This is a genomic window from Pseudomonas sp. R43(2017) (genome assembly GCF_002112345.1).
Classification (GTDB): domain Bacteria; phylum Pseudomonadota; class Gammaproteobacteria; order Pseudomonadales; family Pseudomonadaceae; genus Aquipseudomonas; species Aquipseudomonas kribbensis.
Genome location: NZ_NEHJ01000013.1, coordinates 1 through 24,583, shown reverse-complemented (window position 1 = coordinate 24,583; position 24,583 = coordinate 1). Strand labels below are relative to the sequence as shown.

24 protein-coding genes are annotated in these 24,583 nt (G+C 61.1%); 9 read left to right on the top strand and 15 right to left on the bottom strand.

What is annotated here, in order from left to right:
- The first annotated feature begins 70 nt into the window (after positions 1-70).
- Together CAG02_RS29310 and CAG02_RS29305 are read left to right on the top strand one after the other, a co-directional pair.
- Positions 71-268 (top strand): heavy-metal-associated domain-containing protein, encoded by a 198-nt coding sequence (locus CAG02_RS29310; RefSeq protein WP_085711270.1) that lies wholly within the window; start codon positions 71-73, stop codon positions 266-268.
- A 117-nt stretch (positions 269-385) separates the two neighbouring features.
- Positions 386-1,588, top strand: a complete 1,203-nt coding sequence (locus CAG02_RS29305) for a multidrug effflux MFS transporter (protein WP_085711271.1) — start codon at positions 386-388, stop codon at positions 1,586-1,588.
- Positions 1,589-1,599: 11 nt separating this feature from the next.
- Here CAG02_RS29305 and CAG02_RS29895 read toward each other — a convergent pair whose 3' ends face one another.
- From CAG02_RS29895 to CAG02_RS29295, 3 genes are all read right to left on the bottom strand, one after another.
- On the bottom strand, positions 1,600-1,773 hold the full coding sequence (locus tag CAG02_RS29895) for a hypothetical protein (RefSeq protein ID WP_167443758.1): 174 nt from the start codon (positions 1,771-1,773) through the stop codon (positions 1,600-1,602).
- Positions 1,774-1,939: 166 nt separating this feature from the next.
- Positions 1,940-2,953 (bottom strand): zinc-binding alcohol dehydrogenase family protein, encoded by a 1,014-nt coding sequence (locus tag CAG02_RS29300; protein WP_085711272.1) that lies wholly within the window; start codon positions 2,951-2,953, stop codon positions 1,940-1,942.
- 31 nt (positions 2,954-2,984) lie between these two features.
- On the bottom strand, positions 2,985-3,278 hold the full coding sequence (locus CAG02_RS29295; protein WP_085711273.1) for a putative quinol monooxygenase: 294 nt from the start codon (positions 3,276-3,278) through the stop codon (positions 2,985-2,987).
- A 116-nt stretch (positions 3,279-3,394) separates the two neighbouring features.
- Here CAG02_RS29295 and CAG02_RS29290 point away from each other — a divergent pair, with 116 nt between their 5' ends.
- The 3 genes from CAG02_RS29290 to CAG02_RS29280 all read left to right on the top strand — a co-directional run bounded on the left by CAG02_RS29290 (position 3,395) and on the right by CAG02_RS29280 (position 6,875).
- On the top strand, positions 3,395-4,324 hold the full coding sequence (locus CAG02_RS29290) for a LysR family transcriptional regulator (protein ID WP_085711274.1): 930 nt from the start codon (positions 3,395-3,397) through the stop codon (positions 4,322-4,324).
- Positions 4,325-4,631: 307 nt separating this feature from the next.
- A complete protein-coding gene (locus CAG02_RS29285) occupies positions 4,632-5,366 on the top strand; it encodes a helix-turn-helix transcriptional regulator (RefSeq protein ID WP_085711275.1) in 735 nt (244 codons plus the stop codon).
- 126 nt (positions 5,367-5,492) lie between these two features.
- On the top strand, positions 5,493-6,875 hold the full coding sequence (locus CAG02_RS29280; RefSeq protein WP_085711276.1) for an MFS transporter: 1,383 nt from the start codon (positions 5,493-5,495) through the stop codon (positions 6,873-6,875).
- 121 nt (positions 6,876-6,996) lie between these two features.
- Here the strand turns inward: CAG02_RS29280 and CAG02_RS29275 are convergent, their stop codons facing one another.
- The 3 genes from CAG02_RS29275 to CAG02_RS29265 form a co-directional block, all read right to left on the bottom strand.
- The gene (locus CAG02_RS29275; RefSeq protein ID WP_011332312.1) at positions 6,997-7,950 is read right to left on the bottom strand and encodes an adenosine deaminase; all 954 of its coding nucleotides are present in this window, start codon (positions 7,948-7,950) and stop codon (positions 6,997-6,999) included.
- Between the two features lie 80 nt (positions 7,951-8,030).
- Positions 8,031-8,996, bottom strand: coding sequence for an isopenicillin N synthase family oxygenase (locus tag CAG02_RS29270; RefSeq protein ID WP_085711277.1), 966 nt, complete (start codon positions 8,994-8,996; stop codon positions 8,031-8,033).
- A 153-nt stretch (positions 8,997-9,149) separates the two neighbouring features.
- Positions 9,150-10,223, bottom strand: a complete 1,074-nt coding sequence (locus tag CAG02_RS29265) for a BMP family ABC transporter substrate-binding protein (RefSeq protein ID WP_085711278.1) — start codon at positions 10,221-10,223, stop codon at positions 9,150-9,152.
- Between the two features lie 285 nt (positions 10,224-10,508).
- Here CAG02_RS29265 and CAG02_RS29260 point away from each other — a divergent pair, with 285 nt between their 5' ends.
- Positions 10,509-11,600 carry a calcium:proton antiporter gene (locus CAG02_RS29260; protein ID WP_085711279.1) on the top strand — a complete coding sequence of 364 codons (1,092 nt, stop codon included), beginning with the start codon at positions 10,509-10,511 and terminating at the stop codon, positions 11,598-11,600.
- A 63-nt stretch (positions 11,601-11,663) separates the two neighbouring features.
- Here the strand turns inward: CAG02_RS29260 and CAG02_RS29255 are convergent, their stop codons facing one another.
- The 3 genes from CAG02_RS29255 to CAG02_RS29245 all read right to left on the bottom strand — a co-directional run bounded on the left by CAG02_RS29255 (position 11,664) and on the right by CAG02_RS29245 (position 14,279).
- Complete coding sequence (locus CAG02_RS29255; protein WP_085711280.1) at positions 11,664-13,022, bottom strand: 8-oxoguanine deaminase; 1,359 nt, start codon at positions 13,020-13,022, stop codon at positions 11,664-11,666.
- 183 nt (positions 13,023-13,205) lie between these two features.
- The gene (locus tag CAG02_RS29250) at positions 13,206-13,901 is read right to left on the bottom strand and encodes an SDR family oxidoreductase (RefSeq protein WP_085711281.1); all 696 of its coding nucleotides are present in this window, start codon (positions 13,899-13,901) and stop codon (positions 13,206-13,208) included.
- 27 nt (positions 13,902-13,928) lie between these two features.
- Positions 13,929-14,279, bottom strand: coding sequence for a MerR family transcriptional regulator (locus CAG02_RS29245; protein ID WP_085711300.1), 351 nt, complete (start codon positions 14,277-14,279; stop codon positions 13,929-13,931).
- 83 nt (positions 14,280-14,362) lie between these two features.
- Here CAG02_RS29245 and CAG02_RS29240 point away from each other — a divergent pair, with 83 nt between their 5' ends.
- Positions 14,363-14,857, top strand: coding sequence for a hypothetical protein (locus tag CAG02_RS29240; RefSeq protein ID WP_085711282.1), 495 nt, complete (start codon positions 14,363-14,365; stop codon positions 14,855-14,857).
- Positions 14,858-14,867: 10 nt separating this feature from the next.
- On the opposite strand, the gene CAG02_RS29235 is transcribed toward CAG02_RS29240, so the two are convergent.
- From CAG02_RS29235 to CAG02_RS29210, 6 genes are all read right to left on the bottom strand, one after another.
- Positions 14,868-15,794, bottom strand: a complete 927-nt coding sequence (locus CAG02_RS29235; protein WP_085711283.1) for an ABC transporter permease — start codon at positions 15,792-15,794, stop codon at positions 14,868-14,870.
- The gene (locus tag CAG02_RS29230; protein WP_085711284.1) at positions 15,794-16,900 is read right to left on the bottom strand and encodes an ABC transporter permease; all 1,107 of its coding nucleotides are present in this window, start codon (positions 16,898-16,900) and stop codon (positions 15,794-15,796) included. Before CAG02_RS29230 ends, CAG02_RS29235 begins: the two co-directional genes overlap by 1 nt.
- A complete protein-coding gene (locus tag CAG02_RS29225; protein ID WP_085711285.1) occupies positions 16,858-18,462 on the bottom strand; it encodes an ABC transporter ATP-binding protein in 1,605 nt (534 codons plus the stop codon). The genes CAG02_RS29230 and CAG02_RS29225 overlap by 43 nt, the downstream gene beginning before the upstream one ends.
- Before the next feature lie 537 nt (positions 18,463-18,999).
- A complete protein-coding gene (locus CAG02_RS29220) occupies positions 19,000-19,581 on the bottom strand; it encodes a YigZ family protein (protein ID WP_085711286.1) in 582 nt (193 codons plus the stop codon).
- Between the two features lie 7 nt (positions 19,582-19,588).
- Positions 19,589-20,239, bottom strand: a complete 651-nt coding sequence (locus CAG02_RS29215; RefSeq protein WP_085711287.1) for a TetR/AcrR family transcriptional regulator — start codon at positions 20,237-20,239, stop codon at positions 19,589-19,591.
- A gap of 94 nt (positions 20,240-20,333) precedes the next feature.
- Positions 20,334-21,254 (bottom strand): LysR family transcriptional regulator, encoded by a 921-nt coding sequence (locus CAG02_RS29210; protein ID WP_085711288.1) that lies wholly within the window; start codon positions 21,252-21,254, stop codon positions 20,334-20,336.
- Positions 21,255-21,393: 139 nt separating this feature from the next.
- Here CAG02_RS29210 and CAG02_RS29205 point away from each other — a divergent pair, with 139 nt between their 5' ends.
- The gene (locus CAG02_RS29205; protein ID WP_085711289.1) at positions 21,394-22,743 is read left to right on the top strand and encodes an aspartate aminotransferase family protein; all 1,350 of its coding nucleotides are present in this window, start codon (positions 21,394-21,396) and stop codon (positions 22,741-22,743) included.
- Positions 22,744-22,818: 75 nt separating this feature from the next.
- On the top strand, positions 22,819-24,312 hold the full coding sequence (locus CAG02_RS29200; protein WP_085711290.1) for a CoA-acylating methylmalonate-semialdehyde dehydrogenase: 1,494 nt from the start codon (positions 22,819-22,821) through the stop codon (positions 24,310-24,312).
- Positions 24,313-24,583: the final 271 nt, after the last annotated feature.

Sequence of the window (24,583 nt, the reverse complement as noted above, 5' to 3'; positions counted from 1 at the left end):
TTACAGAACTTGACCTTGCCATCGTGGCAAGCTCGACACTGCCGGCAACCTCACTCAAAGGAGTCATTCCATGCAAGTGTTCAGTGTTGAAGGCATGTCTTGCGGTCACTGCGTCAAGGCCGTTACCCAGGCGGTGCAGAGCAAGGATCCGGCGGCCAGCGTGCGGGTCGATCTGGCGGCGAAGGAAGTCGGTGTCGAAAGTGCGTTGAGCGCCGAGCAAGTGATCGAGGCGATCAGCGAAGAAGGCTACGCCATCCGGCTCGCCTGAACTTTTTAATAGTTAGCGAGCTACCGGATTGTTCAAGGCGTCCTCGCGCGGCTAGACTGTCGGGCTGCACTCTTTACCAAAGTGCCCGCCCAACTGCCTGCCAAACCTGGACGCCTGATGAACTTCCGTACCATTCTGATTCTCGGTGCCTTGACCGCTTTCGGTCCGCTGGCGATCGACTTCTATCTCCCCGCATTTCCTTCCATGGCGCTGGCGTTCGGCACCGATGAGAAACACGTCCAGCTTACGCTGTCGGCTTACTTCTTTGGTTTGTCCATCGGCCAACTGGCTTACGGTCCGGTGGCGGATCGTTTCGGACGGCGGATTCCATTGCTCACGGGCCTGGTGCTGTTCACGCTGGCGTCATTGGCCTGCGCTTATGCGCCGAATCTGGAATGGCTGATCGGTGCGCGGTTCGTTCAGGCACTGGGCGGTTGTGCGGGGATGGTGATTGGCCGGGCGGTGGTTGCCGACAAATGCGATGCCGTGGGATCGGCGAAGGTCTTTTCGCAACTGATGCTGGTAATGGGGCTGGCTCCGATCCTCGCGCCGATGCTCGGCGGTCTGCTGGTCAACACCACGGGTTGGCAGTCGATCTTCCTGGTGTTGACCGGCTTCAGTGCCATGGCCGGTCTGGCGGTCGCTCTTGGCCTGCCGGAAAGTCTGCCGGCCCATGTTCCGCGCCAGCCACTGTCCGGTGCGCTGCGTCAGTACGGTCGCCTCCTGACCGATCCGATCTACATGGGACATGCCCTGACCGGTGGCATCGCCATCGCCGGGATGTTTGCCTACATTGCCGGCTCGCCTTTCATTTTCATCAAGCTGTACGGCGTTCCGCCCGAGCATTTCGGCTGGCTGTTCGGCACCAACGCGGCGGGCTTCATTCTGGTGGCGCAGGTCAATGCGCGATTGTTGGCCAAGCGCGGCCCGGCGTTTCTGTTGTCGCGGGCGGTCTGGGTCTACTTCGGTGCCGGGCTGACATTGCTCGCGGTCAGCACCCTGCACACCGAGGCCCTGTGGCCGCTGCTGATTCCATTGTTCATTTGCGTGGCGAGTCTTGGCTGCATCAGCCCCAATGCGGCGGCGAGTGCGATGAACGGCCAGGGCGCTCGCGCCGGCAGTGCTTCGGCGTTGCTCGGGTGCATGCAATTCAGCGTCGCCGCCGGGGCTTCGGCGCTGGTGGGCGTATTGCACGATGGCACCGCCGTGCCGATGGCCATGGTCATCAGCCTGTGCGGTCTGTTGGTGGTCAGCGCGGCGATGCTCACCCGGCGCATGCAGAATGCCCGGGCGCTGGCAAAGGCGCAGGCCGAAGTCTGAACGGAAGAAACTCAGCCGACAGCGCGTTGCTGGGTAATCTCGGGAATCTGATGGGGCGCGTGCAGACGCGCTTCGAGGGTGCGGGTGAAGGCCAGGGCTTCGGCTTCACTGCGGAATGTCACGGCGTGCTGGTCAAGGCGAACTTGCCATTGGGACTTTGCCACTTCTTTTATCAGGATCTTCATTGCTGACCTCCCGTACGTAAAAGATTGCATCGCAGAGGTTTCGATTGTAGACCCGAACACGATCGCAATTGTGACAAGGGTCAAGCATCTGACTGACGGCAAAAAGCGACCGCAGCCCCCGAGTCAGCCACTTCTGGCGCTGACGAAGACTGCGGCCTCCGGAGTTTTAGAAACTTTCTAAAACAATTTTCCCCTTGGCCTTGCCGCTTTCCAGCAATTCATGGGCCCGGCGCAGGTTGCTCGCGTTGATCTTGCCGAAGTGCTCGCCCACCGTGGTCTTCAACGTCCCGGCATCGATCAGGTCCGCGACGCGGTTGAGCAGTTTGTGCTGCTCGATCATGTCCGGCGTCTCGAACAGCGAGCGGGTGTACATGAACTCCCAGTGCAGCGACAGGCTCTTGCGCTTGAGCTTGGTCACGTCCAGCGACTTCGGATCATCGATCAGCGCCAGTTTGCCTTGCGGCGCCAGGGCCTCGACCAGTTGATCCAGATGCTGGTCGGTCTGGGTCAGACTGGCGACGTGGGTCACATGAGTGAGGCCGGCGCGTTTCAGTTCTTCGCTCAACGGCTGGCTGTGATCGATCACCAGGTCAGCGCCCAGTTCTGTCACCCACTCCCGGGTTTGCGGACGGGAGGCGGTGCCGATCACTTTGAGCCCGGTCAACTGGCTGGCCAGTTGGGTGAGGATCGAACCCACGCCGCCGGCCGCGCCGACGATCAACAGGCTTTGGCCTTCGTCTGTGTTGCCTTCGCGGATTTGCAGGCGTTCGAACAACAGCTCCCACGCGGTGATAGCGGTCAGCGGCAGGGCGGCGGCTTCGGCGAAACCAAGGGTTTTCGGCATGTGGCCGACAATTCGCTCATCCACCACGTGCAGTTCGCTGTTGCCGCCGGCACGGGCGATGGAGCCGGCGTAGAACACCTTGTCGCCCGCCTTGAACAGTGTCACTTCACTGCCGACCGACTTGACCACACCGGCCACGTCCCAGCCCAGCACCTTGGCGGCGCCGCCTTCCGGCGCTACGTTCTGCCGAACCTTGGTGTCGACCGGGTTGACCGAAATCGCTTTGACTTCCACCAGCAGGTCGCGCGGACCGGCTACTGGCTCCGGCAGTTCGATGTCTTGCAGGGATTTTTCGTCGCTGATGGGCAGGGATGCGTAATAGGCGATGGCTTTCATGTTTGGCTCCACAAATTAATAGAAGAAGGGCTCAGGCGATGGCACCCAGGCGTTTTAACTGGAAGTGTTCGATGCAATGGCCGGCGGTGGCCTGGAAGGTCTGAAAATGCGCGCTGGCATTGTGTGCCTGAAGGACTTCCTCGCTGGCCCAGTGCTCAATCACATAAAAGGTCAGCGGATCAGCCAGGTCGCGGTGCAGGTCGTACTGGCTGCAGCCGTCTTCTGCGCGGCTCGGCTCCACCAGTGCGCGCAGCGCGTTTTCGAGGGCGTCCTGCTGGCCAGGTTTGGCGATCAGGGTGGCGATAGCGGTGAAGGGCTGGGACATGGTCGACTCCGGAACGGGATGAATTCGATGGGAGGCATGATTGGCTATTTCTACGCGAGATAAAACCGGCTAAAAGAGCAGTCTCTTTCAATATTTTTTTGATAATCGAGGCTGGAATGTTGCGTTTCGATGACTTGCAGTTGTTTGTCCGGGCGGCGGATCTGGGCAGTCTGTCGGCGGCGGCCCGGGTGATGGATATGTCCGCCGCTGTGGCCAGCGCGGCGCTCAAGCGTATTGAGCAACAGCTCGGCGCACGGCTTCTGGCGCGTTCCACCCGCAGTCTGAGGCTGACGTCCGAGGGTGAAGGCTTCCTCGAATACGCCCGGGCGGCGCTGAGCAATCTGGATGAAGGTCGTCGTCTGCTGGCCAGCGGTCAGGATCAGGTCAGCGGGATTCTGCAGTTGTCGGCCCCCTCGGATTTCGGCCGCAATCTGCTGCTGCCGTGGCTCGACGAGTTTCAGCGCGAACACCCGAAACTGACCGTGCGTCTGCTGCTGGGCGACCGCATCGCCGACCTGTTTCGCCAACCGGTGGACATCGCCTTGCGCTACGGCGAACCGGAAGACTCCAGTCTGGTCGCGTTGCCCATCGCCGCACAGAACCGGCGGGTACTGTGTGCCTCTCCCGGCTATCTGGCGAAACATGGCGAACCGACTCAACTTGAGCAGCTCGCGCAGCACAATTGCCTGTTGTACATGCTGGGCAGTCGGGTGCACGACCACTGGAGCTTTCATGACGGCAAACGCGAAGTCGGCCTGACCGTCAGTGGCGACCGTTTCAGCGACGATGCCGATGTGGTGCGTCTATGGGCCGTCGCGGGGGCGGGCATCGCTTACAAATCCTGGCTGGATGTGGCCGGGGATGTTCTTGCGGGGCGATTGAAAGTGCTGCTGCCGGGGCTGCTCTGCGAGCGGGCTCCGCTGAATCTGCTGTGCGCCCATCGCGCGCAATTGAGTAAGCCGGTGAACCTTTTGAGGGAGATGCTCGCCAGCCGTTGCGCGGAATTGAGTAGCCGATTTCCCGCTTTTCCGCAGGTTGATCATTAGTCGCAGGCAAAAAGCGAAATTTCTGTCAGGAACAATCAACAGATGGACCTGCTCCGGCGCAGGACGCTGCGGGTAACCCGCTTATACTAGCGTTCGCCTGAAGCCTGCACCCGCACGCAGGCACAGGCATGATCGGATTGACACCGGCCGGGTAGCGGTGACGGTCGTGTCGAGTACTGCGAATACCGGGTGGCAGTGTGTTGCCTTGCCTCGGATCAAGGCGTTTTTGCGCGGCTTGGCCGACGACTGATTACTGGTCAAGATGTCTCTGAGCAGTAGACGATACGATTCAACAGGGAGTGAATACATGGAACATGCACCTTGCATCAGCCAGATCGCCACGTTGCTGGCCGATCCCAAACGCAGCGCGATGATGTGGGCGCTGATGGATGGTTCGGCCCGGCAGACCGAGGAACTGGCGCTGCTGGCGGGGCTGTCGCCCTCATCGGCCAGTGCGCATCTGGGGCGCCTGTCCGCTGGCGGCCTGTTGAAGGTCGAGGCTCGCGGGCGCAAGCGCTTCTTTCGCCTGGCGGCCCCGGAAGTCGGCGCGGCCATCGAGGCTTTGGCCAGCGCCACGCTCGCCAGTGCCCCGCGGGAAATTCCCGATGTCTTCAAACGCGCCACACCTATCGCCAAACCCCAGCCCGCACCCTCTTCCCTGCTGCGTGCGCGCTTTTGCGACGACCATCTGGGCGGCACGCTGGCGGCCGACCTGTACCAGCGTCTGCTGGATGCCGGCTGGATCGAACAGCTCGAACATCGGGTGGTGGTCACCCACAAGGGCGCGACACAATTGGCCAGTCGCGGGGTCTTCATCCAGGCGCTGGCCCACCGTAACGCACAGGTCGCCTGTGCGTGCCCGGACTGGAGCGAGCGGCGCCCGCACATGGGCGGCTCGCTGGGTGCGGCGTTGTTGCAGCTGTTCATGCAGTCCGGCTGGTTGACGCTACCCAACGACTCCCGCGCCCTGCAGCTGACGGCGACGGGACAGCGGGAAATTCATCGATTCGCCCGGGAGACCGAGCTGGAAATGGCGCTGTAGAGCGCTTTGCTCCACTGCCCGGATAACTGGCGTCGCCTACGGCTGCGAACAGGTCGCATCTGGCACAAAGGCTGAACGGCTATCGCGCACACTCGATCCGCAGACATTTCGGATGGAGGAGGTGGCATGGACACGGGAAGCTTCAGCGCAGCGGATCGACTGGAACGCCTGCCGGTCAGCGGTTATCACCGGATCATTTTCATCATCATCGCCCTGGCGTTTTTCTTCGACTCCATGGATCTGGCGATGATGACCTTCCTGCTCGGCTCGATCAAAACCGAATTCGGCCTGAGCAGCGCCGAAGCCGGGCTGCTCGCCAGTTCGAGTTTTTTCGGCATGGTGCTGGGGGCGTCGCTGTCTGGACTGCTGGCTGATCGTTTCGGTCGCAAACCGGTGTTTCAGTGGAGCATCGTGTTGTGGGGGCTGGCCAGTTACCTGTGTTCCACCGCACAAACCGTCGAGAGTCTGACTCTGTTCCGCATCCTGCTGGGGATCGGCATGGGCATGGAGTTTCCGATTGCCCAGTCGATGCTGTCGGAGTTGATACCGGCCAAGCGTCGCGGGCGCTACATTGCCTTGATGGATGGCTTCTGGCCGTTGGGGTTTGTCGCTGCCGGGGTGCTGTCGTATTTCCTGCTGCCACTGATTGGCTGGCGCGACATCTTTCTGGTGCTGGCGGTACCGGCGGTGTTTGTGCTGGCGATCCGTTTTTTCATTCCCGAATCGCCACGCTGGCTGGAGCAGGCCGGCAAGCATGAGGCGGCGGACAAGGTGCTGTGTGCAATTGAGGATCGGGTACGGGCGTCGCTCGGCGGGGCTGCATTACCGGAGCCGGTTCGCCTGCCTCGGTCGATCACACCGCCGGGCAATTTCCTGTCGGCCCTCGGGCAGATCTGGTCGCCGCTGTACCGCCAGCGCACGATGATGATCTGGAGCCTGTGGTTCTTTGCATTGCTCGGGTTCTACGGCCTGACCTCCTGGCTCAGCGCGTTGCTGCAACAGTCAGGGTTTGCGGTCACTCAGTCGGTGTATTACACGGTGCTGATTTCCCTCGGCGGGATTCCCGGGTTTCTGATGGCGGCGTGGCTGGTGGAGCGCTGGGGGCGCAAACCGGTGTGCATCGTCACCTTGCTCGGCGGCGGGGTGATGGCGTTTCTGTACGGACAAAGCGCAGTGTTTGGCGGCAACGTGGCGCTGCTGATCGGCACGGGTCTGTTGATGCAGTTTTTCCTGTTCGGCATGTGGGCGGTGCTCTACACCTACACGCCAGAGTTGTACCCGACATCGGCGCGGGCGACGGGCTCGGGGTTCGCCTCGGCCATCGGTCGCGTGGGCTCGTTGCTCGGGCCGTTGGTCACCGGGCTGGTGTTTCCGATTACCGGGCAGGGCGGGGTGTTTGCGCTGGGGGCGTTGTGCTTCGCTGTGGCAGCGGGGGTGGTGTGGCTGTTCGGGATGGAGACGCGGGGTAAAACCTTGGAGGAACTGACCGAAGCAGAAGTTATTGGCTGAACCCTAAACCAACTGTGGGAGCGAGCTTGCTCGCGAAAGTGGTGTATCAAACAACATCTTCGTTGAATGACGGACCCTATTCGCGAGCAAGCTCGCTCCCACATTGGTTATGCGCTGTTGCTTATGGTTTTACCAACCGCGCATCCAGGCTGTTCTGCGCCAGGCGCTTGGCCTGATCCTGGGTCATGCCCAGATGTTCGTGCAACGCATGGAAGTTCTCGGTGACATAACCGCCGAAATACGCCGGGTCATCGGAGTTCACCGTGACCTTAACGCCGCGCTCGAGCATGTCGAGGATGTTGTGCTGCGACATGTGATCAAACACGCAGAGTTTGGTGTTCGACAGCGGGCACACGGTCAGCGGGATCTGCTCGTCGATGATCCGCTGCATCAGACGCTCGTCTTCGATGGCGCGCACGCCATGGTCGATGCGCTGGATTTTCAGCAGGTCGATGGCTTCCCAGATGTACTCCGGCGGGCCTTCTTCGCCGGCGTGGGCGACGGTCAGGAAACCTTCATGACGGGCGCGGTCGAAGACGCGCTGGAACTTGCTCGGCGGGTGGCCCATCTCGGAGCTGTCCAGACCTACCGCGACAAACGCATCACGGAACGGCAGCGCCTGGTCGAGGGTTTTCTGCGCTTCGTCTTCGCTCAGGTGGCGCAGGAAGCTCAGGATCAGACCGCTGGTGATGCCCAGTTGCTGCTCGCCATCCTTCAGGGCGGCGGCGATGCCGTTGAGCACCACTTCGAACGGGATACCACGGTCGGTGTGGGTCTGCGGATCGAAGAACGGTTCGGTGTGGATCACGTTCTGTTCTTTGCAGCGCAGCAGGTAGGCCCAGGTCAGGTCGTAGAAATCCTGGGAGGTGCGCAGCACGTCGGCGCCCTGGTAATACAGGTCGAGGAATTCCTGCAGATTGTTGAAGGCGTAGGCCTTGCGCAGGGTTTCGACGTCGCTCCACGGCAGGGCGATCTTGTTGCGTTCGGCCAGGGCGAACAGCAGCTCGGGCTCCAGCGAGCCTTCCAGATGCAGGTGCAATTCGGCCTTGGGCAGGGCGTTGAGCCAGTCGTACATATTCTTTTCTCATCAGGTGCAATGACGGCATTCTACAGATGCGCGCCGAAACAATTGGCAAAACCTGACCAACCGATCCATCACACCGCTTCTTGCTCCCGTCGGTAGGCGTAGGTATCGGCGAAGCGCGACAGCAGGAATTCGGCGCAGGTGGTGGTCGGATATTTCGCCGGATGATGTGCGTCCTGGCAACCGGGCAGGCATTCGATGCGGGTGTCCGGGTGCGGCTCGGCGAAGAACGGCATCGAATAGCGATCCACGCCCAGCGGGCTGATCACCCGGTGCGGGGTCGAGTGATAACGGTCGTTGCTCCAGCGCGCCATCATGTCGCCGAGGTTGACCACGAACGTGCCTTCAATCGGCGGCGCGTCGATCCATTGGTCATTGACGTTTTTCACCTGCAAGCCGCCGGCGGTGTCCTGATACAACAGCGTGATGCAGCCGTAATCGGTGTGTGCCCCCGCACCTTGCTGATCGGCGGAGCTGGCGGTGTGGCGCGGCGGGTAATGAATCATTCGCAGCACGCTGACCGGTTCGTTGAAGCGCACATCAAAGAAGTCACGCTCAATCCCCAGCGCCAGAGTCATGGCCCGCAACAGGGTTTGCGCCAGGGCCTGCATGTCGCGGTAGTGCTGTTCCATCAGCGGTTCCCAGCCGGGAATGGCCGGATGACGGTTGGGACCACGCAAGGGTTTTGCCGCCAGCACGTCGGGATGATCGGCCGGCAGGTTCAGGCCCATGTCGAAGGTTTCCTTGAGGTCGCTGGGCTTGTCCGGGTCCAGTTGCTCGGTGGCGATGGCGCCGTAGCCGCGGTGATGGACGGTCCGGGTGATGTCGATCTTCAGTTTTTCTACTGTCGGCAATGCGAAGAAGTGCCGGGCGTGATCGAGCAGGGATTCGATGCGCTGCTCAGAAATCGGGTGGCCCTTGATATAGAAGAAGCCCCATTCGCGGCAGGCGTGGTCGATCTGTTCGGCGACGGCGGGCCAGGCGTTGTGGTCGGTGGAGTAGAGCGGCGAGATGTCGATGATTGGAAGGCTGTTCATGCACAATCCTCAATAACGCTGAGTAACTATTGTGGGAGCGAGCTTGCTCGCGAAAGCGGCAGATCAGTCAACTGGGATGTTGAATGTACCGCCGCCTTCGTCGGAACGCCGCCCGGAGCAAGCTCGCTCCCACAGGTTTGTGGCTGGAGGTGATTACTTCGGCATCTCGGCCTTCATGCCTTCGACGTAATAGTTCATCGACGCCAGCTCCACGTTGGTCGCGCTCTTGCCCGCCGGGATTTTCTCGACCCCGGCCTGATCCTTGATCGGCCCGGTGAACGGCTGCAGGGCACCGCTCTTGATGTCGGCGATGATCTGCTCGGCTTCGGCCTTCACCGGTGCTGGCACCAGATCGCTGATCGGCAGTTCGACCGTGCCTTCTTTCAACCCGCCCCAGTAATCCTGGGATTTCCAGTTGTGGTCGATCACGCTCTGGGTCGCCTGAATGTAGTGCGGCGCCCAGTCGTTGACGATCGAGGTCAGCACCGCTTTCGGCCCGAAGTGCGCCATGTCGGAAGCGTAGCCCACGGCGTACACGCCACGCCGTTCAGCGGCCTGGATCGGTGCCGGGCTGTCGGTGTGCTGGAACACCACGTCCACGCCCTGGTCGATCAGCGCGTTGGCGGCGTCGGCCTCCTTGCCCGGATCGAACCACGAGTTGACCCACACCACTTTGATCTCGGTGCCGGGGTTGTACTTGTTGAGGGCCAGCTGGATGGCGTTGATGTCGCGGATCACTTCCGGGATCGGAAACGAGGCGACGTAACCGATCTTTTTGCTCTTGGTCATTTTCGCCGCTAGGAAACCGCCGACGTAACGGCCCTCATAAGTACGTGCGAGATAGGTGCCGAGGTTCTTGTCCTGCTTGTAGCCGGTGGCGTGTTCGAAGGTCACCTTGGGGAACTGTTTGGCGACTTTCACCGTCGGGTTCATGTAGCCGAAAGAGGTGGTGAAGATCAGGTCGTAATTGTCCTTGGCCATGTTGCGGATCACCCGCTCGGCGTCGGCGCCTTCGGCGACGTTTTCTACGTAGTTGGTGGTGATCTGCGTGCCGAGTTTTTCCGCCAGCGCCTTGCGCCCCTGTTCATGCTGATATGTCCAGCCGTGGTCGCCGATGGGGCCGATGTAGACGAAGCCGACTTTCAGTGGATCGGCGGCACTGGCGCCCAGGCTGAGGCCGAGGCCCATGGCGATGCACAGCAGTTTCTGCAATGGACGTTTTTGCATGAACGCGAACTCCCTTTTGTTGTGTGTGGGGAGGGCAATGCAAAAGGCTGACCAAGCGGACAACAAATCGATTCGAAATTGCGGCGAGGCCTTCGCGAGCAGGCTCGCTCCCACAAAAGCATCGCGATCCCTGTGGGAGCGAGCTTGCTCGCGATGAGGCCGGCCGGGCCGAAAAAGTGCATGTCCGCAAAGAGACGCTGTCCACTGGTGCGCTAAGGTGTAACGAACCATCAGTTCCGCTTCGCAGTCAGTAACTCATTCGACCCCGGCAACCGAAGGCCCGCCATGCTCACGATCCTCAAGCAAGAAAGCTTTCTGCTGCTGGCCCTGATCGCGGCCATCGTTGCGTATCCGCTGGAGCACTGGTTGCTGCACAGCGGCCAGGTCGTCGCCCTGACGGCCGGGCTGGTGCTGATCGCGTTCATCGTTGCCGCCTCGATGCGCGTTGCCCATCAGGCCGAACTGCTCGCGGAAAAAGTCGGCGACCCATACGGCACGATGATCCTGACCCTCGCCGCCGTGCTGGTGGAAGTGGTGATCCTGGCGATCATGATGAGCAACGAAGCCTCGCCGACGCTGGTGCGCGACACGATCTATTCGGCAGTGATGCTAGACATCAACGGCATCCTCGGCCTCGCGGCGTTGATGGGCGGGATCAAGCATGGCGAGCAGTCCTACAACGACGATTCTGCCCGCAGTTACAGCGTGATGATTCTTACCGCGATGGGGGTGTCGATGGTGGTGCCGGAGTTCATTCCCGAGGCCAACTGGAAAATCTATTCGGCGTTCACCATCGGCGCGATGGTGGTGCTTTACGCGTTGTTCCTGCGGATGCAGGTCGGGCCGCACAGTTATTTTTTCAGCTACAGCTACCCGGACAAACGCCGCAAGAAACAGCCGACGGAGGAGGAGCCGGAAAAGGTCAATCTGCCGTTGTCGATCGCCATTCTGGTGTTCGGTGTGGTGGTGATCGGTGCACTGGCCGAGGTGATGTCCAAGACCCTCGATCTGGGCCTGGAAGGGACGGGCGCACCGCCGGTGATCACGGCGATTCTGGTGGCGGCGATTTCGGCGGCGCCGGAGATTCTGACCGCATTGCGCGCGGCGTTGGCCAATCGCATGCAGTCGGTGGTCAACATTGCGATGGGCGCTTCGTTATCGACGGTGATCCTGACCGTGCCGGTGATGGAGGCGATGGCACTCTATACGGGGCAGCCGTTTCAGATGGCGATGACGCCGGTGCAGACGGTGATGATCTTCATCACGCTGATCGTCAGCGCGATCAATCTCAATGACGGCGAGACCAATGCCATTGAGGGCATGACGCACTTTGTGTTGTTTGCGACGTTCATCATGTTGTCGCTGCTGGGGTTGTGATCGATCGTTCCCACGCGGACGGTTCGACGCCTCGACGTGGGAACGATCAGGTCAGAAGGGAAATCAGGTGCCTGCGATCAACTGCCGAGCCGCCTGACTGTGATCGGCAATCAGGCCTTTGAGATCCAGCCCTTCAACCTGTCCATCAACCACACGCCACTTGCCGCCGACCATCACCCGATCCGCACGGTCCGCACCGCACAACAGCAGCGCCGAGATCGGGTCATGGCTGCCGGAGAAGCGCAGCTCATCCAGCTTGAACAGCGCCAGATCCGCTTGCTTGCCCACCGCCAGTTCACCGATATCGGTGCGACCGAGCAGACTCGCCGAGCCCTTGGTTGCCCAGCCCAGCACACGCTCCGGGGTGATCTTCTCGGCACCATAACGCAGGCGCTGAATGTACAGCGCCTGACGCGCTTCGAGGATCATGTTCGACGCATCGTTGGACGCCGAGCCATCCACGCCGAGACCGAACAATGCACCGGCATCGGTCAGTTCGATACTCGGGCAGATGCCGGAGGCCAGGCGCATGTTCGAGCTCGGGCAATGGCAGATGCCGGTGCCGGCCGCGCCGAGGCGGGAGATTTCGTCAGGGTTGAAATGAATGCCATGGGCCAGCCAGGTGCGCGGGCCGAGCCAGCCGACGCTGTCCAGATAATCCACGGTGCGCAGACCGAAGCGTTGCAGGCAGAAATCCTCTTCGTCGAGGGTTTCGGCGAGGTGAGTGTGCAGACGCACGTCGAGTTTGTTCGCCAGATCGGCGCTGGCGGACATGATTTCCGGGGTCACCGAGAACGGCGAGCACGGCGCCAGAGCGATCTGGATTTGCGCACCGTCGCCGCGTTCGTGGTACTCGTGAATCAGCCGCTGACTGTCATCGAGAATCACCTGGCCTTCCTGCACGGTCTGCTGCGGAGGCAGGCCGCCGTCCTTCTCGCCGAGGCTCATCGAACCCCGGGTGAGCATGGCGCGCATGCCCAGTTCGCGCACGGTTTCGACTTGCACGTCGATGGCGTTTTCCAGGCCATCCGGGAACAGGTAGTGGTGGTCGGCGGCGGTGGTGCAACCCGACAGCAGCAACTCGGCCAGTGCGACTTTGGTGGCGAGGGCGAGTTTTTCAGGCGTCAGGCGCGCCCACACCGGGTACAGGGTTTTCAGCCACGGGAACAATGGCTGGTTGACCACCGGCGCCCAGGCGCGGGTCAGGGTCTGATAGAAGTGGTGATGGGTGTTGATCAGGCCCGGCAGGATCACATGTTCACGGGCGTCGAACACTTCATTGCATGGGGCGGAAGGTTGCTGGCCGGCGCCGAGCACTTCGGTGATCACACCGTCTTGCAGCACCAGACCGCCACGGGCATCGAGACCGTTGGCCGTGAAAATGGCGAGGGGATTTTTTAACCAGATACGGGTCGCAGGCATTGTGGCCGGCTCCTCTGAAAGTTGGGTTCAGGGTTGCCAGCTCAGTGTTGCCCTGTCTGCTGATCCAGGGTCGCCGCGAAGGACGAGGTGCGGAGTTTCAAACAAAATTTTACGGCGGGCAAGTCCAACCCGACCAGACACCGGGATAACCCTGTGGGAGCGAGCTCCCACAGGGTCCAGTGATTACCAGGGAATGGTTTCACCCTTGTAGTTCACGAAGTGATGGCCGCCCTTGCCGGCAAACGCGTCCACCTGATCCACCAGGCCACGGGTGCTGGTGTCGACGTCGATGTCGGCGCCTTCGCCGCCCATGTCGGTTTTGACCCAGCCCGGATGCAGCGACAGCACGGTGAGTTTCTGCTCGCCCAACTGCGTGACGAAGCTGTTGGTCATCGAGTTCAGCGCCGCTTTGCTGGCCTTGTACAGCGCCAGTTCCGGCGCGTCGGGCATGGTCACGCTGCCCAGCACCGAGCTCATGAACGCCAGCACGCCGCTGCCGTCGCGGATCTGCCCGACGAAGCGCTGGGCCAGGTTGATCGGTGCCACGGCGTTGGTGAAGAACAGCTGGCCGACTTCCGCCAGCGTCGCGCCGCCCGGGGTCTGCACGTCAGGGCCCTTGACCCCTGCGTTGACGAACAGCAGGTCGAAGGTCTCGCCCTTGAGCTGCTGGCTCAGGGCGATCACCGCTTGCTGGTCATCCATGTCGAGTTTTTCGATCTGCACGTTGCCCAGTGCTTTCAGCGCCTCGGCGTTCGCAGGGTTGCGAACCGTGGCGGTGACTTGCCAGCCATCGGACAGCAGGGTTTTCACCAGACCCAGGCCCAGGCCCCGGGAGGCGCCGATGATCAGTGCGTGCTTGGCAGGATTAAGTGCGGACATGATTGGCGTTCCTTGAAAGTTGAAAGATCACGGGTTCAATGGACAGCGTTGACCGAGCCGTTGCTGCAACTCGTGGCGCAGCTCGCCCAGTTCGGCCATGCGGGTTTCGATCAGCTTGAGCTTGTCTTGCAGCAGTTGCGTGACGGCGGTGTCCGGATCCGGCGATTGCCACAGCGCGCCAACGCTGCTGCTAATCTCGCCGAGAGTAAAGCCCAGACGCTGCGCCGTCTTGATATACAGCACCAGTTGCACCATCTCCGGCGGATAGTCGCGATAGCCGTTGGCGCTGCGTTGTGCCGCGATCAATCCGCGCTCCTCGTAGAAACGCAGCGTGTCACGGCTGACATCGCAGCTCTGGGCCAATTCACCGATGCGCATCAAGGACATCTCGAAAGTGTTTGACCCTGGAGCATACTCCAGGCTTTACCGTGGTTGCTCCCTGAATTTTCGGAGCAAGGACGATGTGGACTTCAACGCAGTATCGCAATCTGGTGCGCGGCAGTGCCTGGTATGACTTGATCGTGACGGCGGCGTTTGCCACGCCGTGGAGTTTTGCCGCGCTGCACGGGGTTTTGACGGCGCTGAGTCAGGCATTGAACCTGCCCGGTGAGTTGCCGCCGTTCGAACCTGTGCACCTGTTGATGGCGAACCTGCTGGGCTCGGTGGTTTGCGTGTGGGCGGTGCTGCGGATTCGTGATCCGCAGCAGGTTTATGGACGCTATGACGCGGTGGCGCGGTTTCTGTTCGCCGCGTGGCAGGCTTATGCCCTGGCTCACGGCGCCAGTTCGTTGCTGGTGGGATTCCTGCTCTTCGAACTGGCGTGGGGCATTGCGCAAGTGTTGCCTGTCCGGGCGCCTTCGCGAGCAAGCCCGCTCCCACAGTGTCCGTGTCGTTTACAGAATTATCGAACGACACTAAACCTGTGGGAGCGGGCTTGCTCGCGAAGAGGCCAGTAGGGTCAACGCTTTAATGCCCTGACTGCCACGGCTGGCCCAGTGACACCGGCGCATACAACCGCGTACGCACTGCATCCCGCGACAACAACACCAGCACCAGGATGGTCGCGACGTACGGCAGCATCGCCAGCAGACTCGATGGAATCGCCAGCCCCAACCCCTGCGCCACCAGGTGCAGGATGCTGGCGAGGCCGAACAGATACGCGCCGAGCAACAGACGCCACACTCGCCAACTGGCGAACACCACCAGCGCGAGGGCAATCCAGCCGCGTCCGGCGGTCATGTTCTCGGCCCACATCGGCGTGTACGCCAGCGAAAGATAAGCCCCGGCCAGTCCGGCCATCGCGCCGCCGAACAATACGGCCAGCGTACGCACGGTCAGCACTGGCAGGCCCATGGCACTGGCTGCATCGGGATTTTCGCCGACCGCTTGAATGATCAGCCCGACACGGCTTTTCACGATCACCCAGGCCACCAGCGCAAACAGCGCGAACGACAGGTACACCAGCAGATCCTGGGCAAACAGCATGCGGCCGATCAGCGGGATGTCACTCAAGAATGGAATCGCCAGCGGCTCGAAACCGGCCAGAGGTTTGCCGACCCACGCCGCGCCGACAAAGGTCGACAGGCCCACGCCAAAAATCGTCAGCGCCAGCCCGGTCGCCACCTGATTGGCGTTGAACACCAGCGCCACCAGTGCAAACAGCGAAGACAGCAACATCCCCGCAAGCATCGCCAGTAAAACGCCGAGCCACAGGTTGCCGCTGTTGAACGCGACGATGAAACCGATCACCGCGCCAAACAGCATCATCCCTTCCTGCCCGAGGTTGAGCACACCGCTCTTCTCGCAGATCAATTCACCCTGCGCCACCAGCAACAGCGGTGTGCCGCAACGCACCATGGCGTAGAAAACATTGCTCAGCAGATCGATATCCATCACAGCGCTCCGGCGGTTACGGCGGTGGTTGAAGTGCGCCGCACCCAGCGCAGGTTCAGGCGTGGCCGGTAGAGGATCAGCACGTCACAGGCCAGCAGGAAAAACAGCATCATTCCCTGGAACAACTGGGTGATCGCCTGCGGCAGGTTCAGCGTCATTTGCGCGCTCTCGCCACCGATGTACAGCAGCGCCATCAACAGGCTGGAAAACAGAATGCCGATGGGGTTGAGCCGCCCGAGAAACGCCACGGTGATCGCCGCATAGCCGTAACCGGGCGAGACCTGCGGCACCAGTTGCCCGATCGGCCCGGTGACTTCGCAAACACCGGCAAGCCCGGCCAATCCACCGCTGATCAGTAGTGCGAGCCAGATCAGACGCTTCTCGCGAAACCCGGCAAATCCCGCCGCGCGTTTATCCAGCCCGAGCACTTTGATCTGAAAACCGACAAAGCTTTTCTGCAACAACACCCACACCGCCACCAGCGCCAGCAGAGCGAAATACACCCCGGCGTGAACCCGGCCATCCTCCATCAACAACGGCAAGCGGCTGGCGTCGCCGAACATTGCCGACTCCGGAAAGTTGTACCCGGCCGGGTCCTTCAACGGCCCGTGGACGCAGAACAGCAACAGGTTCAGCGCGATGTAATTGAGCATGATGCTGGTGAGGATTTCATTGGCGTTGAAGCGCGTGCGCAGCCAGGCGGTCAGCCCGGCCCATGCGGCGCCGGCGAGGGTGCCGGTGAGCAGGATCAGCACCAGTGCCCAGCGGCTTTGCATATCGATGATGTTCACCGCCAGCGCACTGCCGGCCAATGCACCGAGCAGCAACTGGCCTTCGGCGCCGATGTTCCAGATTCGCGCCTGATAGGCCACCGCCAGGCCCAGGGCGCAGAGCAGGATTGGCAACGCCTTGACCAGCAATTCCGAGACGCCATAAAGGTCGCTGACCGGCGCGATCAACAAGGTGTGCAAGGTTTGCAGCGGATCGTGACCGAGGGCGATGAACAGCAGCGAGCCACAGCCGAGGGTCAGCACCGCCGCCAACAACGGCGAGCACCACAACATCAGGCGCGATTGGCGGCCACGGGGTTCGAGGGAAAGCAGCATGAAAAACTCCGTTCAACCGCAGCGGGTTGAGGTTGAGGGCTGTGGAACTGGCCGGCCATCCAGCCACCGACATCGCTGATCCGTGTTTGCGCCGTGTCTTGCAGCGCCGACATCCGCCCGCCGCAGAGCGCGCCGAGGCGGTCACTGATCTGGAACAGCTCGTCGAGGTCTTCAGAGATCACCAGAATCGCCGCGCCGGCATCGCGCAGGGCGATCAGGGCGCGATGGATCACTGCCGCCGCGCCGACGTCCACGCCCCAGGTCGGGTGCGCGGCGATCAGCAGTTTCGGCTGCTGGAGGATTTCCCGGCCGAGGATGAATTTCTGCAGGTTGCCGCCGGACAAACTGCGAGCGCTGGTTTGGGTGTCCGGGGTTTTCACCCCGAAGCGCTGGATGATCTTTTCGGCGAGAGACTCGACGTTGCGGCGCTCGATCAGCCCGTGGCTGACCAAGCCTTGTTGAAAGGCTGTGAGCAGGGCGTTATCCGCCAGGCTCAACTCCGGCACTGCGCCGTGACCGAGACGCTCGGCGGGGACGAATGCGAGACCGAGTCTGCGCCGTGCATCCGGGCGCAGATCGGCGACAGCGCGTTCTTGGAAACAGATGGTTGGCGCTGCATCGCGGGGCAGTGTCTGTTCGCCGCTCAGCAGTGCCAGCAATTCATCCTGACCGTTGCCCGCAACGCCGGCGATGCCGACGATTTCGCCGCTGCGCACCTGCAAGTCGATGTCGGTCAACGAACAGCCGAACGGATCGGGGTTATGCCAGTTCAAACCGCTGACCTGCAGGAATGTCGCACCGCCCCTGACTTTCGGGTACTCACCGATCAACGCCGCCGACTCGCCGACCATCAGTTGCGCCAGTTGTTGGTCCGAGCATTGCGCCGGTACGCAATGCCCTGCCACCCGACCGCCGCGCAGAACCGTGGCGCTGTGGCACAAGGCGCGCACCTCGCCAAGTTTGTGGCTGATGAACAGGATGCTGCAGCCCTCGGCCGCCAGGCGGCGCAGGGTGATGAACAGATCGTCGGCTTCCTGCGGCGTGAGCACCGAGGTCGGTTCGTCGAGAATCAGCAGGCGGATATCCTGCATCAGGCACCGCACGATCTCCACCCGTTGGCGCTCGCCGATCGACAGGCTGTGGACAAGTCGTTCCGGTTCCAGCGCCATGCCATAACGGCGGGACACTTCGCGGATTTTCGGTTCAAGCTGTTTCGGCGTTCCGGCGGCCGGGCCCATCGCCAGCGCAATGTTCTGCGCCACGCTCAGGGTTTCGAACAGCGAGAAATGCTGGAACACCATGCCGATGCCCAACTGCCGGGCCTGGGCCGGGTTGCGCATGTTCACCGGTTGCCCTTGCCAGAGCATTTCGCCCGAGTCGGCCTGGGTGGCACCGTAGATGATCTTCATCAGCGTGCTTTTGCCCGCGCCGTTTTCACCAAGCAGCGCGTGGATTTCACCGGGGGCGATGCTCAGGTCGATAGCGTCATTGGCGAGGCAACCGGGATAACGTTTGCTGATGCGGCGCAGTTGCAGGCGCGGGGTGGACGTGGGATTTGGCATGACAGGCTCGGCTTGCTTGGAGTTGTGCCTGTGGATAAAGCAATTTCCTGGCCATTGAGTCAGGAACCCGTCAAGCGCTTGAGCGGCAACCCTTCTCGTAGAGCCGCGAAGGTAAAACTGCACCGATTCGCGGCACCAATTCAGCGCAAAGCCTTTGATCAGGCTCCAGTTTTGTTCGTGAAATTCTGGTTAAAAAACGAGCAACCCCGCCGGAGCCAAGCTGCACTTGCGGCTACGTGAGTCATGAACGGGTTATCCACAGGTTGCTCCACAGTATTTGTGCGCAATCGGACAACCTTGGCATAAGCGCACCGGTGCTATCTCCCAATGGCGATAAACAGATCTAACTGATTGTTTTTGCTTGGAATTAAACTTTTTTCATGTGCTTTGGGCGAAAAGTGTACAAATCGCGCAAAGCCACGTGACAGAAGGGTTACAGCGGTGTGTGCTCAGGTTATCCACAGTCGGGTGCACAGGTGATGTGGGCAACTCTCTGGAATATGGGGATTTGCTCGTGCCCCGAAATATTGCAGGTGTTCAGCGCTGGAGCAGGATGCGTCCACGGCTGAGATCGGCCAGCTGGTTTTGCAGCAATGGAATCTGCGACTCACCCACCGCCAGCTGTAATTCGACGCCATTGGCGGTGAAGTTTTCTTCCACCACCAGACCGCCAAGATCCGCTACTCGTAACTTCACCAGTGCCAGTTCGGCAAATCCACAGGCACAACGCAGGGGCACGCGGCTGATCAGTTCGATTTTCGGCGCGGCTTGCAGGCACTTGTTGGCGCCGCCGCCATACGCCCGGGCCAGTCCGCCGGTACCCAGTTGAATGCCGCCGTACCAGCGGATCACCAACACCGCGACCTGATCACAATCCTGCGCCTCGATGGCCGCGAGAATCGGCCGTCCGGCGGTGCCGCCCGGTTCACCGTCGTCGGTGCTGCGGTACTGATCACCGAGTTTCCACGCCCAGCAGTTGTGCGAGGCGTTCAAGTCGCTGTGCTGCTCGATGAAGGCTTGCGCCTCGGCAGGGCTGCCGATCGGCGCGGCGAAGGTGATGAAACGGCTTTTGCGAATCTCTTCGCGGAACTCGCAAAAGCCGCTGAGGGTAAATAGCATAAACGTCTTATAGAGAAGGAGTGAGGCCGCAGCCCTTGAGAATGATGCGGATCAGGTTGTTGCCAGCGTCTTCCATGTCCTGTTTGGTCAACTTGCTGCGACCGCTGACACGGCAGATCTGCGTGGCGAAGTCGGCGTAATGTTGGGTGCTGCCCCACAACAGGAAGATCAGGTGCACCGGATCCACCGGGTCCATCTTGCCGGCATCGATCCACGCCTGGAACACGGCGGCCCGACCCTGGAACCAGGCGCGGTAGTCCTGATTGAAATATTCGGTGAGGCATTCGCCGCCACTGATCACTTCCATCGCGAAGATTCGTGACGCTTGTGGCTGACGGCGGGAAAACTCCATTTTTGCGCGGATGTAGCGGGTCAGTGCTTCGGCCGGATCGTCCTCGGCCGTGAGGGTGTTGAAGGTGCTGTCCCACAGCTCGAGGATGTTGCTCAGCACCGCCACGTACAACCCGAGCTTGTTGGTGAAGTAGTAATGCAGATTCGCCTTGGGCAACCCGGCCTTGGTGGCGATGGTGTTCATGCTGGTGCCTTTGAACCCGTGACGGGCAAACTCGTCTTCGGCGGCTTTGATGATGGTCTCTTCGTTCTTCTGACGAATGCGGCTGGCAGGTTTGCCGCCGTGAGCGGGGACTTCAAAGGTCATAGGCACTTCCGGGTTTGTCTGTGGGGTGCAACCAGTTGCGTTGATAGCGCAACCATCGGCCTGCGACAAGCCCCGGGCAATAAAACGCCGGTCATCAGCGGGTGGCGGCGAGGCTTTCGAGAAAACTTTCCAGCACCAGATGCGGGCGCCGGCCCTTGCGGGTGACCGAGGCCAGGCTCAAGTCATAGAACCGCGTGCTGGCCTTGAGCGCACGTAGCCGTCCCTGTTGCACCCAGAGACTGGCGTAGTGATCCGGCAGATAGCCGATGTAACGTCCGGTCAGAATCAGGAATGCCATACCCTCGCGGTCGGAGGCGCTGGCGGTGCAATTGAGCGCCTGATAGTGGGCCTGAATTTCCGCCGGCAGACGGAAGATCGGAGCAATGGCGTCCTGGCTGTTCAGGCGTTCGTCGTCCAGTTGTTTGTCATCGACGTAAAACAGCGGATGGCCCACCGCGCAATAGAGCAGCGAGCGTTCGCTGTACAGCGGCTGATATTCCAGTCCGGACAGCGCACTGGCCTGCGGCACCACGCCGACGTGCAGGCGGCCGTCGAGCACACCTTGTTCGACTTCGTTGGGGGCGATCATGCGGATCTGGATCTGCACGTCCGGCCCGCGCTCTTTCAACTGCGCGAGCGCGTGGGTGATGCGCATGTGGGGCAGGGTGACGAGGTTGTCGGTCAGGCCGATGATCAGTTCGCCGCGCAAGTGCTGGTGCAGGCCGTTGACCTCGGTGCGGAAACTTTCCAGCGCACTCAGCAGCTGCAACGCCGATTGATAGACCTCACGACCTTCTTCGGTCAGGGAGAAACCGGCGCGCCCGCGTTGGCAAAGACGCAGGCCGAGGCGTTGTTCCAGATCGCTCATCTGCTGGCTGATCGCGGAGCGCCCGATGCCAAGCACGGTTTCCGCCGCCGAGAAGCCGCCGCACTCCACGACGCTGCGAAAAATCCGCAGCAGGCGAATATCAAAGTCACTGACCTGGGCCAGCGGATCGGGGCGGCGGCTGCTCATCTTGTTGTTCTCATTGTTTAGCAAGGTTCTAACTGAAGGTTAGAAAAGTTGGATTTCACCGACTTTATCGGCGTGGCAACTTAGCTGCAACAACGACTTTTATCTCCCTGAAGCTTATTGCCCTGCGAGGTTTTGCCCGATGAACATGCCTGAAAACGCGCCGTCGCCACTGGCCAGCCAACTGAAGCTGGACGCGCACTGGATGCCGTACACCGCCAACCGCAACTTCCAGCGCGACCCGCGTCTGATCGTCGGTGCCGAAGGCAGCTGGCTGATCGACGACAAGGGCCGCAAGGTGTACGACTCGCTGTCCGGTCTGTGGACCTGCGGCGCCGGGCATACCCGCAAGGAAATCCAGGAAGCGGTGGCCAAGCAATTGGGCACTCTCGATTACTCGCCGGGCTTCCAGTACGGCCACCCGCTGTCGTTCCAGCTGGCGGAGAAAATCACCGAGCTGACCCCGGGCAACCTGAACCACGTGTTCTTCACTGACTCCGGCTCCGAGTGCGCCGATACCGCAGTGAAAATGGTCCGCGCCTACTGGCGTCTGAAAGGCCAGTCGACCAAAACCAAAATGATCGGTCGTGCCCGTGGCTACCACGGCGTGAACATCGCTGGCACCAGCCTCGGAGGCGTCAACGGCAACCGCAAGCTGTTCGGTCAGGCGATGATGGATGTCGACCACCTGCCGCACACTCTGCTGGCGAGCAATGCGTTCTCCCGTGGCATGCCGGAGCAGGGCGGTATCGCGCTGGCCGATGAACTGCTGAAGCTGATCGAGTTGCACGATGCTTCGAACATCGCTGCGGTGTTCGTTGAGCCTCTGGCCGGTTCCGCTGGCGTACTGGTTCCACCACAGGGTTATCTGAAGCGTCTGCGCGAGATCTGCGATCAGCACAACATCCTGCTGGTGTTCGACGAAGTGATCACCGGTTTCGGCCGTACCGGCACCATGTTTGGCGCCACCACCTTCGGCGTGACCCCGGACCTGATGTGCATCGCCAAGCAAGTCACCAACGGTGCGATTCCGATGGGCGCGGTGATTGCCAGCTCCGAGATCTACCAGACGTTCATGAACCAGCCGACCCCGGAATACGCTGTGGAATTCCCGCACGGCTACACCTATTCCGCGCACCCGGTGGCTTGCGCCGCAGGTCTTGCGGCACTCGACCTGCTGCAAAAGGAAAGTCTGGTGCAGAGCGTGGCCGAAGTTGCACCTCACTTCGAAAATGCCCTGCACGGCCTGAAAGGTGCGAAGAACGTCATCGACATTCGTAACTACGGCCTGGCCGGTGCGATCCAGATCGCGGGCCGTGACGGCGACGCCATCGTGCGTCCATTCGAAGCCGGCATGGCGTTGTGGAAAGCCGGGTTCTACGTGCGCTTCGGCGGCGACACTCTGCAGTTCGGCCCAACCTTCAACAGCAAGCCGCAAGACCTCGATCGTCTGTTCGACGCGGTCGGCGAAGTGCTGAACAAGCTCGACTGATTTTTCCTTCTATATAGCTATGCAATAGCAGGCGCTCCTTGCGGGCGTCTGCGCACAAGAATTCAGGAGTTTTCGATGAGCGTTATCCCGCATTTGATCAATGGCGAACTGGTGACCGAGAACGGTCGCGCGGTCGATGTGTTCAACCCGTCCACCGGTCAGGCTATCCACAAGCTGCCGCTGGCGAGCCAGGAAACCATCCAGAAAGCCATCGATGCCGCCAAGGCTGCATTCCCGGCCTGGCGCAATACGCCACCGGCCAAACGTGCCCAGGTGATGTTCCGCTTCAAGCAACTGCTGGAGCAAAACGAAGCACGCATCTCGCAATTGATCAGTGAAGAACACGGCAAGACCCTCGAAGATGCCGCCGGTGAACTGAAGCGCGGTATTGAGAACGTCGAGTTCGCCTGTGCTGCGCCGGAAATCCTCAAGGGCGAGTACAGCCGTAACGTCGGCCCGAACATCGATGCGTGGTCGGACTTCCAGCCGCTGGGCGTGGTGGCCGGTATCACCCCGTTCAACTTCCCGGCCATGGTGCCGCTGTGGATGTATCCGCTGGCGATCGTCTGCGGCAACTGCTTCATCCTCAAGCCGTCCGAGCGTGATCCGAGCTCGACCCTGCTGATCGCTCAACTGCTACTGGAGGCCGGCCTGCCGAAAGGCGTGCTGAGCGTAGTGCACGGCGACAAGACTGCAGTGGACGCGCTGATCGAAGCACCGGAAGTCAAAGCGCTGAGCTTCGTGGGCTCAACGCCTATTGCCGAATACATCTATGCCGAAGGCACCAAGCGCGGCAAACGCGTGCAGGCCCTGGGCGGCGCGAAAAACCACGCAGTGCTGATGCCGGATGCGGATCTGGATAACGCCGTCAGCGCACTGATGGGCGCGGCTTACGGTTCCTGTGGCGAGCGCTGCATGGCAATCTCGGTGGCTGTGTGTGTGGGTGATCAGGTAGCGGACGCACTGGTGGCGAAACTGGTTCCACAGATCAAGGCGCTGAAAATCGGTGCCGGTACTTCTTGCGGTCTGGACATGGGGCCGTTGGTTACCGGTCAGGCCCGCGACAAGGTCAGCGGTTATGTCGAAGACGGCGTGGCGGCGGGCGCGACCCTGGTGGTCGACGGTCGTGGTCTGAGCGTTGCCGGTCATGAAGAAGGCTTCTTCCTGGGTGGCTGCCTGTTCGACAACGTCACCCCTGAGATGCGCATCTATAAAGAAGAGATCTTCGGGCCTGTACTGTGCATCGTTCGAGTGAACAGCCTGGAAGAGGCGATGCAACTGATCAACGATCACGAATACGGCAACGGCACCTGCATCTTCACTCGTGACGGTGAAGCGGCGCGTCTGTTCTGCGACGAAATTGAAGTCGGCATGGTCGGTGTCAACGTGCCGCTGCCGGTACCGGTGGCTTACCACAGCTTCGGCGGCTGGAAGCGTTCCCTGTTCGGTGACCTGCATGCCTATGGTCCGGATGGTGTGCGCTTCTACACCCGTCGCAAGGCGATCACCCAGCGCTGGCCGCAGCGTGCGAGCCATGAAGCTTCGCAATTCGCATTCCCTAGCTTGTAAGTAGAAGGGCATTGCAAAGAAGGCCGACCTTTTAAGGTCGGCCTTCTTGTTTTCGGGCGTTTTTGACCGATGTGACAGATTTGTGAAAATAGGGGTTGACGGCAGATTCTGAGTCTCTATAATTCGCCCCACTTCCGGCGCAGTCGAAACGGAAAACTCCTTGAAATTCAACGAGTTATGTAGGTTTCGATGGCGGATTGCTTCAGATCATCGAAGCCTGGAAGGAGTTGGAAATGCCGGTTTGTCTGGCGCTTTCAACGGTTCGGTCTTC